The organism is Fodinibius roseus (assembly GCF_900129315.1).
GTDB lineage: Bacteria > Bacteroidota > Rhodothermia > Balneolales > Balneolaceae > Fodinibius > Fodinibius roseus.
Genome location: NZ_FQUS01000003.1, coordinates 11,298 through 29,508 on the forward strand (window position 1 = coordinate 11,298; position 18,211 = coordinate 29,508).

General features: G+C 51.3%; 7 protein-coding genes. 6 read left to right on the forward strand and 1 reads right to left on the reverse strand.

Annotated elements, in window-relative coordinates:
• Positions 1–127: 127 nt before the first annotated feature.
• On the reverse strand, positions 128–3,391 hold the full coding sequence (locus tag BUB16_RS03165) for a UvrD-helicase domain-containing protein (protein WP_073059901.1): 3,264 nt from the start codon (positions 3,389–3,391) through the stop codon (positions 128–130).
• A gap of 212 nt (positions 3,392–3,603) precedes the next feature.
• Between BUB16_RS03165 and BUB16_RS03170 the strand changes: the two genes are divergently transcribed.
• From BUB16_RS03170 to BUB16_RS03195, 6 genes are all read left to right on the forward strand, one after another.
• A complete protein-coding gene (locus BUB16_RS03170; protein ID WP_139240169.1) occupies positions 3,604–5,826 on the forward strand; it encodes a carbohydrate binding family 9 domain-containing protein in 2,223 nt (740 codons plus the stop codon).
• A gap of 570 nt (positions 5,827–6,396) precedes the next feature.
• Positions 6,397–7,821, forward strand: coding sequence for a Gfo/Idh/MocA family oxidoreductase (locus BUB16_RS03175; protein WP_073059395.1), 1,425 nt, complete (start codon positions 6,397–6,399; stop codon positions 7,819–7,821).
• Positions 7,822–7,975: 154 nt separating this feature from the next.
• Positions 7,976–8,980, forward strand: a complete 1,005-nt coding sequence (locus BUB16_RS03180; protein WP_073059397.1) for a LacI family DNA-binding transcriptional regulator — start codon at positions 7,976–7,978, stop codon at positions 8,978–8,980.
• Between the two features lie 218 nt (positions 8,981–9,198).
• Entirely contained in the window at positions 9,199–12,960 is a 3,762-nt protein-coding gene (locus BUB16_RS03185; RefSeq protein WP_084088003.1) for a CRTAC1 family protein, read from the forward strand.
• Between the two features lie 424 nt (positions 12,961–13,384).
• Positions 13,385–16,378 carry a SusC/RagA family TonB-linked outer membrane protein gene (locus BUB16_RS03190; protein WP_073059401.1) on the forward strand — a complete coding sequence of 998 codons (2,994 nt, stop codon included), beginning with the start codon at positions 13,385–13,387 and terminating at the stop codon, positions 16,376–16,378.
• A gap of 17 nt (positions 16,379–16,395) precedes the next feature.
• A complete protein-coding gene (locus BUB16_RS03195) occupies positions 16,396–18,078 on the forward strand; it encodes a RagB/SusD family nutrient uptake outer membrane protein (RefSeq protein WP_073059403.1) in 1,683 nt (560 codons plus the stop codon).
• Positions 18,079–18,211: the final 133 nt, after the last annotated feature.

Below are 18,211 nucleotides of genomic sequence, written 5' to 3' on the forward strand. Positions count from 1 at the left end.
GCCTGCTAACGCAGTATTGGGCCCTTGAACACCTAAGTATAGTATATTTTTTTTGGATTACCTACCGTATTTTAATATGAGTGCTTTTTTTGGGTTTTTTCATCCTTACAACCCGGATTCTCTTCCGCTAAAAGAGGTTAAGCTGATCACTTTCCAATCTGTTTGGTTCGCCTGGCGATGAGATTCCTTCCTTTCGCTTGTGCTTAATGTTGCCCGGTATTTCACCGATAAAACGGGACGGCTTCATGACCTGTTGCTCTCCGTAATAGCTGCGTTCGCCTGAGCAGGTTACTTGGAGTTTCTTTTTCGCCCGGGTCATGGCTACATAGAAAAGCCGACGCTCTTCATCAATATCAGTGTCAGCATCCTTGCGTATGAGGGGGGTGATTCCATCTTCGGCGGCGGCAATAAAAACGACCGGGAACTCCAATCCTTTGGCAGCATGAAAGGTGAGAAGATGAACGGCTTGTTTCTTCAGGCGTCCGGCGTCGGTATAGGGATTAAGCTGCAGCTGTTCCAGGAAATATTCGAGCTGTCCTTCTGCTTCCGCCGCAAGCTCCAATAGTGCTTCTTTTTTCAACTGCTGGGATTCTGTCAGCTGATTATTATCGATAAAATGATCACAAATGTATGTTGCAGCCTCCGCAATCTCCTGTGACTTCGTACGCTCCGATACGGTCCTGTAGACGTTGCGCAAATCAGCCAGATCTTCCTGAAATGACCGGCCCAGAGAAGAGACGGGCTGACTCTGGCCGAACAGGGTACGGTGCTTTTCTTTCAGTGCCTGAAGCAGCGAGGTGACTTGTGGGGAGCTCCAACCATAACCATCCTTCAGCAGGGCACTGAGCAGTACCCGGTCTTCCGGATGTCGTACCAGCCGAAGCATATCCGCTACGATCGTAAACGGGGGTTCGCTTAAGAAAGCAGTGCCGTCCCCAAAATGAACCGGTATCCCGGCCTTCAGGAATTTTTTAAAAAGCGCTTCTCCAATAGCATTGGTCCGAAATAACACGGCCATATCGCCAAAACCGTAGCTGTGGGCACTGTCGGTATGCCTGCCGGTCGTCAGGCTTTCAACACCGCCCACATACCGTTTGATTTCGCCGAGGATATAGTCGGCTTCCCGGAATGGGTTTTTGGCTTCAAAAATGGTAATGGGCGTTTTGGATTTGCTACGGGCTATGAGTTCGGTTTCCCGATGCTGCCTGTTGTTACGTATGAGGGAGGTTGCTGCCTTGAGGATACGGTCGGTTGAGCGGTAATTTTGACGGAGGACAACTTCTTTGGCCTTAAAATCGCCCGTGAAATCAAAAAAAAGAGAAACATCAGCTCCCCGGAAACCGTAGATGGCCTGGTCGGCATCCCCGATAGCCAACAGGTTCTGGCCTCGTCCCAACAGCTTGACCAGCTCATATTGCAGGGGATTAATATCCTGGAACTCATCCACGGCCATGACCCTGCAGCGGCGTCGAAGCCCGGAAAGCCAGCAGCTGTCGTCCCGTAACGTTTCGACGGTACGTCGAATGAGGTCAGAAATGTCCACGGCCCCCTGCTGCCAGAGATGTTCGCGGTACATTCGGATTTGGCTGCTATAGGACGATTCTCTCGTGTTTTCCAGCTCCAAAAAGGATCCTGTTTGCTCGTGGAGCGCCTTGCGGTCCGTCGTGGTTAATTCCGGGAAGATTATCTGAAGCATCACTTTCCGGTTTGAGGGATCATAGACCGTAGACAGGTGATCGAATTTTTCTCTAAGCCACTGCCAGCACAAGGCGTGGAAAGTGCCCAGGGATACCCGGCCGGCTTCCGGTCCCACCCGATGCCGGAGTCGCCGGCGTATTTCATCCGCTGCTTTATTGGTAAAGGTTACCGCGGTGATTTCTGAAGCGTCGAATTTTTTACGTTCTGTTTGTCGGGCCAGCCACTCGATCAGGGTATGGGTCTTGCCGGTACCGGGACCCGCTTTCACTAATACCGCCCCCCGGATGGCTTCCGCAACTAACTGCTGCCCGGCATTCAGGCCGGTTGCGCCGCTGCTTGGCTCCCGGTCTTGCTGCTGACAGGGGAAGTCCGGTTCAGCGGCCTTTTTCGCCGAATGATTGGCCGGTTTCCGCTCCGTAAAAAAGCCCAGCTGTCCCCGTATACGATCGATTTCTCCAGGCCCGAACACCCTGATGACGCCATAGACCCCATCGTATCCGGCCCGGGGTTGTACCTCATTCTGTCGAATGCGCTTTACGGCTTCCGCCAGTACCGGTCCGCTCTGCTGCCGGATATCGTCGATCGGCACGTCATGCAGCAGTGAAAACTCGTTGCCGAACGTTGAAATAATGCGCCGGTATTTTGTTTGTACGGTTTGGGTGTTCGCCCCTACATCCGCTATTTCACCCAGTACTTCCGGCAGCGGAATGATATACCGGTAACCGGCCGCCCCTTCGGGTTGGGCCGATTTCATTCGGTCGGCCAGGGCCTCAACGCGGTGAAGGACCCCGACCGTCAGGGGTTTGCCGCAATGGGGACAGCGGTTATGATGCCTGCGTGCTTCCCCGGGTGGCATGGATATATCGCATTTCCGGTGTCCGTCGTGATGGTATTTCCCCTCCTCGGGATAAAATTCGTAGGTACCCAAAAACCCCTCGCCTGTTTTGAAAGCCCTGAACATGGCGTCATAGCTGCGTTCGGTATCGAGCAGGTTGGCCTCTCGTCCCAGTTTGGACGGGGAATGGGCGTCGGAATTGGAGATGAGGGTAAAGCGGTCAAGGGCACTGAGCTTCCAGTTCATGGCCGGGTCGGAAGAAAGTCCCGTTTCAACGGCAAAAAGATGGTCGGTGAGATCCCGGAAGCAGGCGTCTATGCTATCGTAGCCGGCCTTGGAACCCAGGGTCGAGAACCAGGGCGTCCAGATATGGGCGGGTACCAGGTGGGCCCGGTCGGAGGTATCAAGCACAACTTCCAGCAGGTCGCGGGAGGGAAGTCCGAGGATGGGTCGTCCGTCGGCCTCCAGGTTGCCTATGGATGAGAGCTTGTGGTTGATCCGCGCCACTGTCTCCAGGTCGGGAGCGTATACAAGGTTGTGATTCTTTCGAACCCGATCGCCGTGTTTATAAATGGAGCTGATTTCGGAGGTCAGACAAAATCGAACATCGATATCCCTGGTGCGGACGCCGGGAATCCCCGCATCGTCAGGCGGATCTTTCAGGATAAAGAAACCGTGTCCGTCGGGTTGCAGCTTCTCCTTCAGTTCGGCAAACCATTCCGGATGCGTAAAATCGCCCGTCCCCACCACATTGATACCTTTTATTTTGGCCCACTGGTAGAGCGATTCGAGGTTTAGGTCTTTACTTGTTGCCCGGGAGTAACAGGAGTGAACATGAAGATCTGAAATGTACGGCATGCCGGTCGGGAGTGGAAGCTGAGAGTTCAGTGTCCAGTGAATGAAGATCTTAAATGAAGCTATAAAATACAACCTCCGATAACCGGTAACACTGATTTGAGCGGAAATATATGAGTTGATTGTTGGTTATTTAGCTCAAAAACTTGTTTGTTATACGGACAGAAAGGAATTAGGGCCATACCCATGTCAACACCTATTAAAATAAGCAGAGATTGAATACGATAACGGCATATCCGGGGACAACATTGGGAGTTTGCTTTTTGCTTTGTTTGCCGTTGCTGTTACCTGCCCAGGATGTCCCCGGACGCAAGCAGCTCGAAGCCTATCAGCTTGCGCCCGGCGAGGAATTGCTGTTTGACGGTAAAGTGGACGAACATTTTTGGGATAATGTTAAACCCGCTGCCGGATTTCGTCAACAGGAGCCGAATGAGGGAGCCGCAGCATCGGAACGCACAGAAGTTCGCATTGCCTATGATGAGAATTATCTTTACTTGGGGGTAATGCTTTATGACCGCGACCCGTCGGGTATTAAGGCCAACCAGAAACGGCGGGATGTGCGGATTGTTGCTGATGAGCGTTTTACCTGGATATTCGACACCTACAATGATCAGCGGAGTGCTTATTTTATGGAAATCAATCCCAACGGACTCCGAACCGACGGACTCATCAGCACGGGACAGGGCATTAGCATTAATCTCAACTGGGATGGTATCTGGGATGCCCGTACTGTTATCGGTGACTTCGGATGGTCGGCCGAGATCAAAATTCCGTTCAGAACACTGAACTTTGATATGGAAAGCGATCGCTGGGGAACGAATTTTATGAGGGTCATCCGCCGGAAAAGCGAAACGGTGCTGTGGTCCGGCTACCGCCGGAACCAGGGGATCGAACGTCCGCAGGATGCCGGACTGCTTACCGGTCTTACCGGCATGTCGCAGGGACTGGGACTTGAGGTCGTGCCTTTTGGAGTGCTCAACGGTTCTGAGCAGCGGCGAGAAGCAGGCGATGATACCAAGGCTGACATGGATGGGGGACTTGATGTCAATTACAGCATTACCCCCAGCCTTAAGGCATCGCTGACCTTCAATACCGATTTTGCTGAAGCAGAAGTCGACCAGCGGCAGGTAAATTTAACTCGTTTTCCCCTGCAGTTTCCCGAACAGCGCGACTTTTTCCTGGAGGGAGCAAATATTTACGAATTTGCTCCCGCAAGTGGAGTAAATCCCTATTTCAGCCGGAGGATCGGCTTGCGTGATGGTGCGCCGGTCACGATTACCTATGGGGCTCGCCTTCTGGGAAATGCCGGGGGTTACAACCTGGCGCTGCTGCACGTACGCACCGGCGAAAAGGATGAGGTGCAGCCCGAACATTTTTCGGTGGCGCGTGTTAAACGAAACATAGGTTCTGAAAGTACGGCCGGATTAATCTATACCCGTCGATCTGCACGCGATGCCATAGATGACAGGCCGGCACTGCAGGAGCAGTATACGCTGGGGGGGGATCTGGAGCTCGGGACCTCTCGTTTCATGGGAAGCGACAACCTGCAGTTTCAGGCTTTCTTCGTATTTCATAATTCGCCTTTTGTCTCCGATGATACCACGGGTGTATGGGACCGTTCTTCGCGGGGATTTCGTCTTAATTTCCCCAATCAGCCCTGGTCCGCTCATGTTTCTTACCGTGAGTTCGGCGATGCATTTGATCCTGCCGTGGGATTTACTCCACGCAATGCATTTCGCCGCCTGCAGCCGACGATTGAGTACACCCCGCAATTCTCCGGCAGCGATATCATCCGGCAGGTGGGGTGGGGTATTCGGTTTGAGCATTTGACCGATCTCGATTTCGACTTGCTGACGCAATACCTCACCTTTACGCTGTTTGACATAGCGTTGGTGAGCGACGATCAGATCTCCTTAAGCATCACCAGAAATTACGAGCGCCTCGAGCAGCCTTTTGATATCAAAAGAGATGGTTCTGTTATTGTACCCGTTGATGAATATGTGAACTGGCTGGCCAGCGTTGAAATGGAGACCGCCTCGTATCGGAAAATATCGGTTGACGCACGTTTTGAGGGAGGCGGCTTTTGGTCCGGCAGCCAGATAGAATACGGCATGGGGATTACCCTGCGCCCCCTCCCCGGTATTGAACTGTCTCCCGAATATATCCGAACGGATGTGAACGTTGAAGAAAAGTTCTCAACCGATCTGGTACGGTTTGAAGCAAATCTCGATTTCACGACCTCCCTGTTTTTGACGACAAATATTCAATTTGATAATCTCAGCGATTTGCTGGCGGTAAACAACCGGCTGCGATGGATAATCACCCCGGGTTCTGACCTGTATTTGGTCTACAAGCATAATTGGAGAGACGGCAGGGCCGGATTTCGAACGACGCAGCGCTCGGGTGCTTTAAAAGTGAGCTACACGCACCGGTTTTGAATATATGATACCTGTTTTATAAAAATTCAATTGATCGGATAGGCAGATAACAACGTGTCAGCTTGTCTATGAGAGCCTGTTGAGGCCGGATCGGCTTTTTTTCAGTCCCCCAAGGGCAAGCGGTCGCAGGTCGTAAGGAAGCTGTTATTCTGAAAAATTGTCTTTTTCATTTTTTCATGTTATATATAAAGTAACCGGTTAAATAGAGAAGTCTTTAAGAATTTTTTGCACGCATGTTTAATATTTATAAGGATAAGACAGCAAATTAATTTAAAATTCGTGCAAATTTATTTAGGCCGAAGTTTAAGTTGGGGAATTAATGAAAGCAAGTGAAACCGGCTGCAGTCTCTAAGAACAGGTCAAAGGTTGGATGATTTCGAACACGTGCGGTAACTGATAAACTGGTTTAACCCGTCTTCAGCAGCAGATGCAACCAGTAACACGGGATGTGAAGGGGGCGGATGGTCTCGTTTCAATGAAGCATAGCCGTAACATTTGACATACTGAAACAAATAACTTGAGGTAGCTTAACATAACATATCTCGCTAATTAAAAAATAAGGGTAAGTTTATGACACGGAAAAAAATAACACGCAAGGATTTTCTGAAGAGTACGACGGGCGCCTTTGCCGGCGGTATGCTGGCCCGGCCGATGGGAGCGTTTGAGGGAGCCCGCAAGAAAGCCCAGACCCGAAAGATCGTCCTGGTGGGCACCGGTATCCGGGGGATCACCTTCTGGGGACGGACGGTGCGGGAGCGGTACGGCGACATCACGGAATTTGTGGGGCTTTGCGACATCAATCCGGGCCGGCTGGAGTATGGCAAAGAGTATATCGGGGCCGATTGTCCGACCTTCACCGATTTTGACGAGATGATGGATACCACTGATCCGGACATGCTGATCGTGACCACTGTGGATGCGACTCACCACCAGTTTATTATTGAGGGACTCAACCGCGGTATTGACGTGTTGACGGAGAAGCCGATGACCACCGATGAGCATAAGTGTCAGGCGATCCTGGACGCCGAAAAGGCCTCTCAGGGAGAACTGATTGTGGGCTTCAACTATCGGTATAGCCCCCATCACACCAAACTCAAGGAGATGCTGGTCAACCGGCGCGTGGGGAAGATCACGTCTGTGGACTTCCACTGGTATCTGAATACCTATCACGGGGCTTCCTACTTTCGGCGCTGGCACGGCATCACCGCCAGCGGGGGTACGCTGCTGGTCCACAAGGCCACCCACCACTTCGATCTGCTGAACTGGTGGCTCGACTCCGACCCGGTGGAAGTCTACGCCGAGGGAGCCCTGGAGCATTACGGCAGCAATCACCCGTTCCGGGGCAACAAATGCCGGACCTGTCCCCATAAGGACAAGTGCGACTTTTACTGGGATATCACCCAGAACGATACCTATATGGACCTGTACGTAGCAAACGAGGAGCATGACGGCTACATACGGGATAACTGCCTGTGGCGCCACGAGATTGACATCTACGATAAAATGTCGGTGCAGGTAAAATATGCCAACGATGTACAGGTGACATACTCACTGACGACCTACTCGCCTTATGAAGGGATGAAGATCGCCTTTAACGGCTTTGACGGACGCATTGACGCCTGGCACGGGATCCCGTGGCGCGAGGATGAGAAAATAAGTCAGGCCGAGCTCCACGAGCAGGAGATGTCTCAGGAGGAGCGCGAGGAAGCGGCCGACTATGAAGAAATTATGGTGATGGATAACTTTAGCAGCCAGTACGAGCATATCAAAGTGCGCCAGGAGAGTGGCGGCCACGGCGGCGGCGACGTGCGGCTGCAGGACCAGATCTTCCGGAACCCGGATATGGATGATCCGCTGAAGCATGCGGCGGGTAAACGGGATGGAGCGATGTCGATCCTGGTGGGCATTGCCGCCCGCAAGAGCATCGAGTCGGGCGAGCCGGTTCGCATCGAAGACCTGACCTCCCTCACCCCGCATCCCACAAGGGGCGCGTAGGAAGGGACGAATCATGATTTCTGTCTGTTATTTAATATTTAAATAATGCAGGTGATCCGCCTGCCCAGGTCGGAAACAGAAAACGTTTGTGGAAAAAAGTTGAATTGCTACCCCGATTGCCCGGCCCCGGGGTAGTTTCATCCAAATGACGATAATGAAAAATGTACGATTAAAAGACATTGCAAAACGGCTGGACCTTACAAAGGTCAGTGTTTCGAAAGCACTGAGAGATCACTCGGATATTTCAGAAGAAACCAAAAAAAGGGTGAAGGAAATGGCCCAAAAGATGGGATATCGACCCAATTTGGTGGCCCGTTCCCTTACCTCCAAAAAATCACAAACCGTCGGTGTTATTGTACCCAAGATTGCCCATTCCTTTTTTTCTTCGGTCATTGAGGGGATTTATCAGGCGGCCCTCGAAAGTGAGTATGAAGTGATTCTTGGCGTCTCCATGGAGGACGATAAGCTGGAACGCAAGCATATCGAATCAATGCTTGATATGAGAGTGGAGGGCCTGTTGATTTCTGTCTCTGAAAAAACAGGCAGTGTCGAAAATTTTGATCTCGTCAAAGGCATGGACACTCAGCTGGTCTTTTTTGACAGGGGTTTTACGGGGTCGGATTATACCTATCTCAAAGTGGAAGACCGGGGGGGAGCCCGTAAGGGAGTACGCCATATGACAGAACAGGGATACGAGAAAATTGCACATCTGTCGGGCTACCTGAGTGTGGAAATCGGAAAAGACCGGCGTCTTGGCTATGAGGAAGCCATGTCCGCAGCGGGACTGGAGGTTGACCGCAACGCTATCGTTGAAGCGGGATTCAGTGAAGATGATGGCTATAAAGGATTTGCAAAACTAATGGAGCAGTACGGTAAACCGGAAGCCGTGTTCTGTGCGACCTACCCGGTGGGATTGGGAGCGCTTCAATACATGAAAGACCACGATATGGATCCCGCTGAAATAGCTATTCTTGCGTTCGGAAGCAGTGAGTTTAATCAATACCTTGCTCATCCATTCATCTGTATTGACCAGTCTACGTTTGAAATGGGATACAGCGCTTTTGAACGATTGATTATGGAGATAGAATCGGAAGATGGGGTACCCCCGGAACTTATCTCCCTGCAAACCAGGATTCTGAATAAGGAAGATATGGTATAGAAGACTTATGCAAAACCGTTATCTCGCCCGATCACTATATTTTGCGATTTTAACATCCTCACAGGTAGTCTGCATATACCCTGCGGTTTTAAAATCGCCCGGGAGTTGGTACTGAACAATCCTTCCCCGGTTTTTGAAAAGCTTCGTATTGGGAGTAACAGGAGGATCGGGCACCTGCTTACATGATGATTGTTGGGCGGATACATAATTTTTGAATAATGAAGAGCAAGAGACTACAATTTATTCTCCACAGGCGGGCCGTCAGATTTTGTTGCAGGGCCGGTATCTGTATTCTTTTTCTCCTGTCAGCCGGCTGTAGTTCTTCCCCCGAACTCGAATGGCATGAGGAGCGGGGCTATCGATGGTCTGCCATTCCCTCCGGTTCTCCGGATCACTATGGTTTCGAATTACAGTCCCCCTCTCAGACAGGTATTGCCTTCAATAATACGATGACCGAGGAGGAGCTGGCCGAGAACCGCCATTATTTGAACGGCTCCGGAGTAGCGGCCGGTGATATTGACGGGGACGGGCTTGTCGATCTGTATTTTGCCGGTTTGAAAGAGGCTAACAAGCTGTATAAAAATATGGGAGGGATGCAGTTTAAGGATATTACGGATAAAGCCGGCGTGGCTCACAGCGACCATTATTCGACAGGAACCGTTTTCGCGGATGTCAACGGGGACGACCATCCCGACCTCCTGGTGAGCTCCATATACCGGGATAATGCGCTGTATATGAATGACGGGATGGGTACGTTTGAGCTGTTCGAAGGCAGCGGGCTGGGAGCAGGAGAGGGCAGCAGCACCATGACACTGGCCGATATTGACGGGGACCGGGACCTGGATCTGTATATGGCAAAGTACAAGGAAAAATCGGTCAAGGATATTTACTCCACAGAAGAGCTTTCCTGGGATAATATCTTAAATGAACCCTATAATAAACAGCAACAGACGGGGCCCTTTACCCTTGTCCCCCCTTTTGACGAGCATTACCGGATTTTTATGACGGAGGATAATCGTCTGGCCGGTCTGGCCGAAACGGGCAAAGAGGATGTTTTATATCTCAATCAGGATGGCGCTTTTAAAAAGGTATCGAATACGGATGAGCGGTTCCTTGATGAGCAGGGGGACCCGCACGGGCTGCCCCCTGACTGGGGATTGACCGCAAAATTCCAGGATCTGAACGGGGATGGAAAACCCGACCTGTATACCTGCAACGATTTTTTCACCAAAGACCGGATATGGATGAACCGGGGCGGGGGGACATTCAGGCTGATAGAAAAATGGGCCATTCGAAACCTGAGCTTTGCGTGTATGGGCGTCGACTTTGCAGATATCAACCGAGATGGCGAGCTGGATATATTTACCGCCGAAATGCTCAGTCCAGAGCACAAGGAGCGGCTGCGCCAGGTAGGCTCCGACGACCCCAATCCCGATCAATTCAGGAAAACGACCGCTCGTCCCACCAATAACCGGAACTCGCTGTATCTCAAACGAGAAGATCTTACCTATGCAGAGATAGCATACCTGGGCGGTGTGGAGGGGACGGGTTGGTCGTGGGATGCCACTTTTATGGATATCGACCTGGATGGGTATGAAGATCTTCTCGTGAATAACGGGTATATGTATCATATCCTGGATATGGATGCACAGGTGAGCATGATGCGCAAGGAGAGAAATATGGATGAACATTTTACGGAGTTTATCCGAGGGGCTCCCTCCCTGGAACTGCGAAACCGGATCTTTATGAATAACGGTGATTTGACATTCCGGGAGGAAGGTTCGGATCTGGGGTTTGAGCAGGCCGATATTTCACATGGCATGGCCGTGGCTGATCTGAATAATGATGGAGCAATGGACCTGGCCGTCAACCGTATGAACAAAAAGGCCGCCGTTTATGAAAATATGAGCGAAGCTCCCCGTATTGCCGTCCGGTTAATCGGGAAACCGCCGAATACACAGGCCATAGGAGCAAAAATTGAACTGCGCGGGGGACCGGTTAACCAGCGGAAAGAGCTGGTGTCCGGCGGAGATTATCTGTCCGGCTCCGAGCCCATGGTCGTATTTGCAGCCGATCCGGAAAACAGCGATCACCGGCTGGTCATCTCCTGGCCCGATGGTTCGAAAAGCCGGGTAGATAGTATCCCGGCCAATCGCATATATGAAATTGAGGAAGAGCAGATCCCGAAAAGGCCGGGGGAGGCCAATGAGTCCGGGCGATCCGCAAGCCCTGTTTTTAACGATGTCTCCGGCAGGATTGATCATCGCCACCGGGAAAGTACGTTTGATGACTTTCAGTTTCAGCCGTTGCTTCCCATACGGCTTAGTCAGCTGGGACCCGGCCTTTCCTGGATTGATTTCGACCGGGACGGGGACGATGATCTGTTCATTGCATCCGCGGCAGGGCGTTCCCCGGGCGTATACGAAAATCGGGGTGATGGCTCCTTCCGTCCCACACGCCTGTCTCTGATCAGCCGTCCCGCCCCGGGGGATCAAACCACCATTCTCGGCTGGGAGGACAGCAGGGGCACGAACATCGTGACGGGTAATGCCAATTATGAACAGGGAGATATACGATTTCCCTCGGCTTACCAATACAGGATGAACGGACCGGATAATATAGAGGCTGATTCCCTGCCCGGCAACATCTCCACAACGGGTCCGATGGCTGCTTCCGATTATGACGGTGACGGGGATATTGATCTTTTTGCAGGGGGACGATTTGTTCCGGGTCACTACCCGATGGATGCACCCTCGAGATTGCTTAAAAACGAACAGGGCTCTTTTGTACCTGATAACGTCAATTCGAAAATACTGCAGCGGGCGGGACTGGTGACGGGCGGCGTGTTCACGGATTTCGACCGGGATGGAGATCGGGATCTGGTGCTGAGCCGGGCCTGGGATTCCATACTCCTGTTGGAAAATGACGGCGGCGCGTTTGAGGATGTATCCGAAGAGTATGGCCTTTCCAGCCTCAAGGGTTGGTGGAACGGCATTGCCAGCGGGGATTTCAACAATGACGGCTATCCCGATCTTGTAGTCACCAACCGGGGTCGTAACAGCCCATACCAGCTGGAAATGAATAAGCCGATCCGGATGTATCACGAGGACTTTAACCGGGACAGCAGAGTAGAAATTATTGAGACCTATGCCAATCCCGATGGAAAATATGTGCCCAGGAGGCGGTTGTATCACTATGGCTCGGTCCCCGCCATTGTCAATCAGATGCGAAGTCACAGGCAGTTCGCCAATACTACGCTGGAGGAACTTTTTGGCAGCAGGCTTGCCGATATCTCGTACAAGGAAATCAATGCCCTGGAGCATATGGTACTGATAAACACCGGGGACGGTTTTAAACCCCGTCCCCTGCCGGTGGAATCGCAGTTCAGCGCCGCCCTTCACGCCGGTGTTGCAGACCTGGATAATGATGGCAATGAGGATATATTTCTGAGTCAAAACTTTTTTGCAGTGCCAAGGCAGGTTCCGCGGCAGGATGCCGGGCGCGGCTTGTGGCTACGGGGAAATGGAGACGGAGATTTTACGGTTCTGAGGGGCAGCCGGTCGGGGATAAAGATCTACGGGGAACAGCGCGGGGCGGGATTCAGCGATTTTAACGGTGACGGAAAAGTCGATTTGGCTGTTTCTCAAAACAATTTCGAAACCAAACTCTATGTCAATCAGACCGAGCGGCGAGGCTATCGCATTACTTTGGAGGGGCCGCCGGAAAACAAAGATGCGATCGGTTCGGCTATCCGGTTGATCTACGGGGGAGGGCAGTCGGAGGCACCGCTGCGAGAGGTGCAGGCCGGGAGCGGCTACTGGTCACAAAATAGCTTTACCCAGGTGCTGGGTGCAGAAGCAGAGGTGGAACAGATAGAGGTTGTCTGGTTCGACGGGCGTCGCCAGACCATAGAAACGACAGAAGGCAAAAAAGACTATGTCATATCCCATCCCGATGTAAGTGAAAAGTATGCGCAATAGAGGGTTGGGTATTTATTTAGCCGGTGAGGAGTCACCGTGGTTATTTATACTTATCTACTCCTTCCTGAATACTATGTTAAAAAAACGGTCGGGCAAAACACTTGTTTTCTTCACGTGGGGTGCAAAATATGTGCTGTTAGTCAACAGCTTGGGTTGAAGATATCAATACCGTTCTCGGTGTATTGTTATTGCATTATAAAAACAATTTACGAAAACCGGTACAAATTAATTTGCAAATTGTTTGCAAATTAGATTAAGATTTTTTAATTAGAGAGAGAATTGTAATTATAACACTTAAGGGAAGTGAATTAAATAAAGTTTTAGCAGGGGATTTTTTTTTAATCGGTTTACTTAACCGGTTACATAAAACGTTGTGTGGTAATAATATGGGGATAATGACAACTTTAACTAAGGTGATACAACTATGGGAAAGACGATTCGAACTACACTTTTGATGTTTGTTTTTCTGGTGGGTACCCTTCTGTGTACTGCCGGACCGGCCTGGGCACAACAAGTGACGGGAACCGTAACGGATGAAGAGACAGGCGAGCCGATACCAGGGGCCAATATTTATATTTCCGAGCTGCAAACGGGAGCGGCAACCGACGCGGAAGGCAATTATGAAATATCCGTAGAGCCGGGTACCTATTCTCTTACCGCCTCATATGTGGGGTATGAAGAATATGAGACCACTTTTTCTATTTCCGAAGGTGAAACTATGACGCTGGATATCGTATTGAGCCAGCGTGTTCAAATTGGTGAGGAATTAGTTGTGGTCGGCTATGGAACCCAGGAACGGGGCGATGTTACGGGTTCCGTATCCTCCGTCTCTGCAGAGGAACTGAATGAAGTATCCATTACCTCTATTGACCAGGGGCTGCAGGGACGAACGGCCGGAGTAACCGTCACGCAAAGCGGGACAAAACCGGGTTCGGACGCCGAAGTACGCATTCGGGGCAATCGCTCCATTAATGCCAGCAATGAACCGCTGTATGTCATAGACGGGGTGCCGATATCGGGGGGACTCCGGGATATAAATCCGGCCAGTATTCAGTCGATCGAGGTGTTGAAAGATGCTTCTGCCACGGCGATATACGGCGCCAGGGGTTCCAACGGGGTCGTTATCGTAACAACCAGCCGGGGCTATGACGGTGAATTGTCGGTGACGTACAACGGGTCCGTGGGCTTTTCTAAAGCGTTGGACAAGGTGGACCGCATGAACGGGGAAGAGTATGCGGAACTCAACCGGGAGGCCCACCGGGCGGCCGGGGAGTATACCGACGACTCCCAGTTCCTGGAGCCGGGGGAGCTGGAGAAGTTAAACAACGGGGAGTGGGTGGATTACCAGGAGATGATTCTTGAGACCGGCGTCAGGCACAATCATAACCTGGGGATATCCGGCGGAAATGAAAATACGAGATTTCATGTCTCTTTTGGGGCCTTGCAGGAGCAGGGTATCCTTGCCCCCGAGGATTTTAGCCGTTACAATATTCAAATTAATGTGGATATGGATGTTACGGATAAACTTACCATAGGTACGACGACCCTGGGAAGTTATAGCGTCAGAAACGGGGGGGACCGCAACTTTTACAGCGAAGCCGTTGACAATAGTCCCCTCGGATCTCCCTTCGATGAAGAGGGAAACTTAGTCTTTCAGCCTATTAATGACGGCCAGCGCTCGAACCCGCTTATTGAGGTGCTTCCCGATACCTATGTGGATGAAGAGAAGCGGCAGCGGCTTTTGAGTAATGTTTTTGCCGAATACGACCTGCTCGACAACCTGAACTTTCGAATGAATTTTGCTCCCGATATCCGGTATGAACGGGACAGCGATTTTCAGGCTTCCCGCTCCCGCGCCCAATTTTTGGGTCCCTCTGCCGCACAAAAAGCCAATAATTTTACTTTCGAGTATACGTGGGAAAATATTATTACCTACGAAGAGACCCTGGCGGAAGATCATAACATTGAGTTAACCGGTCTTTTCAGCATACAGGAATTTCAGACCGAATCGGATAGTATGGAGGTTCGAGGCATCCCCATTCAGGATATGCAGCATCATAATTTCGGGGCTGCCCAGGAAATTTTAGGTTCGGATACCCGCTTTGAAAAATGGAATCTGTTGTCAACCATGCTGCGAGCTAACTATAACTATGACGACCGTTACTTGTTGACCGCGACGGGACGGGTGGATGGTTCCTCGCGCTTTGGAGATAATCACAAGTACGGGGTATTTCCCTCGATGGCTCTTTCCTGGAATATCGCCAATGAAGATTTTTTCAACAGTGAGGGATTCCTGAATGATCTCAGCTTGCGCGTCAGCTGGGGACAAACCGGTCAGACGGGCATTACTCCCTACCAGACGCTGGCTCTGTTGGACCGCACCACCTATAATTACGGGAGTGATCTGGCCTACGGGTACCAGCCTTCTCAAATCTCGAATCCCGATCTCAAGTGGGAAACCACGGCCACCACCAATATTGGGCTAAATTTCGGGATACTTGATTCTCGTATCACCGGTAGTGTGGATGTATATCAGCAAAACACCAGCGATCTGTTGCTGCGTCGCCAGTTGCCGCCCACCAGCGGTTATGAAAGCATATTGGAAAATGTGGGCTCGACCCGCAATACGGGTATCGAAGTATCGCTTTCCACCGTAAATGTTCAGTCCTCGAGCGGGGACGGCTTTCAGTGGACTACCGACCTGAACTTTGCTTCCAACAAAGAGGAAATTGTGGAGCTCTACGGTGGGGATGAAGATGATATCGGTAATGAGTGGTTTATTGGCGAACCGATCGATGTATTTTATGACTACGACCAGGTGGGAGTCTGGCAATCGGACGAGGAAGAGCTGGCCGCTCAGTATAATCAAATTCCCGGTGAAATTCGTGTTAAGGATGTAGACGGAGATGAACAAATAAATGCGAGTGATCGCGTGATTATCGGTCAGGAAATGCCCAAGTTTACCGGGGGAATGACCAACCGGTTCAGCTATAAGGGAGTGGATTTTTCTTTTTTCCTATACGCGAGTTTGGGTAATACAATCAACAGCGGCATCCACAATACGGCCCTGGTGGGGCGATATAACGAGCATGATGTGAACTACTGGACGCCCGACAATCCCGCAAACAGGCATCCCCGGCCGACCATAAACAGGGAATTTCCTATTTATAACGATGCGCGCCTCTTTTTTGACGGTAGCTTTGTCAAGGTTCGAAACGTACAGCTGGGGTATAATTTCCCCCTAAATATTGTACAGAACGTGCTGGGAGCCCAGTCGCTCCGTATCTATGCCAGTGCGGATCAGCCGTTTATCTTTTCCTCCTACGTGCAGGATTACGGCGGCATCGACCCGGAAAATCCCGGGACGGGCACCCCCGCGCGCTGGCAAATGAATTTTGGCATCAACTTAACATTTTAACACAACCGGATGACATTATGTATAAGTATTTTAGAATAATCACTTTGGTAATGATAGCTGGGTTGTTTGTTTCATGCTCTGACTTCCTGCAGGAGGAGGTGCATACCCAGGTAAGCGACACGCGCTATAATACACCGGACGGCTTCAATGAAGCGGTGAATGCGGCTTATTACCCCCTGCGGAGTTTTTACGGTACCGAACAGGGACTGACGGCCACGGTCTTCGGGACCGACACCTATCGCGAAGGCGCTGACGGCGATTTTAAGTATATGAATCGCTACAGCAACGAGCTCGATGCTTTCGATGATATCAGCGATTGGATATGGCAAAACATGTATGAGGGAATCAATATTACCAATACCGTCATTGCACGGGCCGGGGCCGGGGTCGAAGGGGTAAGCCAGGAAGAGGCGACCCGGCGATCTGCCGAGGCCCGGTTTCTGCGTGGCCACTATTACTTTATTTTGGTACAGCTGTTCGGTCCGGTCCATCTGACCACCGAGGAAACAGAGGGGGTGGAGCTCGAGGCTTCCCGGGCACCCGTCGGTCAGGTATATGACCAGATCATTTCAGACCTGGAATTTGCCATTGCCAACCTGCCCGTCGAGGCGGAACAGTACGGGAGAGCTACAAAACCCGCTTCCGAACATTTGCTGGCCCGCGTTTATTTAACCCGGGCCACCTCTGATGCGGCCGGATCGGATGATTATCAACAGGCGGCCAACCTGGCGGAGACGGTGATCAACGATTATAGCTTTGAACTGCTGGAGGATTTCGCCGATGTCCATGCCGTCGGCAACGAGCGAAACGCGGAAGTGATTTGGGCGGTACAGTTTTCTGACAATCCGCTGGCCAATGAGTCGGCGGATGACAAGAACGGGAATTCATCTCATCTCTATTTTAACTTTCCGTATGACCAGGAGCCCGGCTTATTTCGAACAGTGGAATTCGGAAGGCCTTTTCGCCGGTTCCGTCCCACCCAGTTTACCACCCAGGAGATGTTTAACCTGGATGACCGGGAGGTCGATTCGCGATATAAGAAATCCTTTAAGGATGCTTTCCGGGTTATCGATCCCGGTACGTATGAAATAGATGGCGTCCAAAAGGATCTTGCTGAAGGTGATACCGCGATCTGGTTCCCGGGATACAATATGCCGTTGGCCGAACAGCAGGAAAAAGATATGCAGGTTATTACCCCGGAAGAGTATAATTCTATTAATTTTCCTCCGCTTTGGAAGCATATGGATCCCAATCGCGCCGGCGTGAATGTCACGGCGGGATCGCGGGACTGGCTTGCTTTTCGTCTTGCCGAAACCCACCTGATCGCGGCTGAAGCCTATTTCTATATGGAAGGGCCGACCTCTGTTAATGCGATCGATCATTTGAATGCCGTTAGAGTGCGGGCCGCATGGCCGGGGGAAGAGGCGACAGTTACCGCCCGAACGCCCCAGGCGCTTACAAGCGAAGGAATCGACTTTATCCTGGATGAGCGGGGCCGGGAGCTGCTGGGGGAAGGGTTCCGCTGGTTTGACCTGGTGCGTACCGATAAGCTCCTGGAACGGGCGAAGGCACACAATCCCGATGTTGTAGCACCGCTGGGTAATTTGCAGGAGTTCCATAAGCTACGGCCGATCCCCCAGGCCCAGATCGACCGTACGGAGGGCGGCAGCGATGCCTTCCCGCAAAATCCGGGATACTGATACCAACAAAGGGTAGTATAATATAACAAACCTGCTGGCTGGCTTTAAAAGGCCGGCCGGTTTGGTTTTATAGAGAATACTATTTTTAGTAAGCAGTGTATCAGCTACCGGAGATTGCTGGTTTTAATTCCAC

What these genes read in the sequence shown, in the direction of transcription:
- BUB16_RS03165 (WP_073059901.1), bottom strand. Translation starts at nt 3,391, where the DNA reads ATGCCGTACATTTCAGATCTTCATGTTCACTCCTGTTACTCCCGGGCA.
- BUB16_RS03175 (WP_073059395.1), top strand. Translation starts at nt 6,397, where the DNA reads ATGACACGGAAAAAAATAACACGCAAGGATTTTCTGAAGAGTACGACG.
- BUB16_RS03180 (WP_073059397.1), top strand. Translation starts at nt 7,976, where the DNA reads ATGAAAAATGTACGATTAAAAGACATTGCAAAACGGCTGGACCTTACA.
- BUB16_RS03185 (WP_084088003.1), top strand. Translation starts at nt 9,199, where the DNA reads ATGAAGAGCAAGAGACTACAATTTATTCTCCACAGGCGGGCCGTCAGA.
- BUB16_RS03190 (WP_073059401.1), top strand. Translation starts at nt 13,385, where the DNA reads ATGGGAAAGACGATTCGAACTACACTTTTGATGTTTGTTTTTCTGGTG.
- BUB16_RS03195 (WP_073059403.1), top strand. Translation starts at nt 16,396, where the DNA reads ATGTATAAGTATTTTAGAATAATCACTTTGGTAATGATAGCTGGGTTG.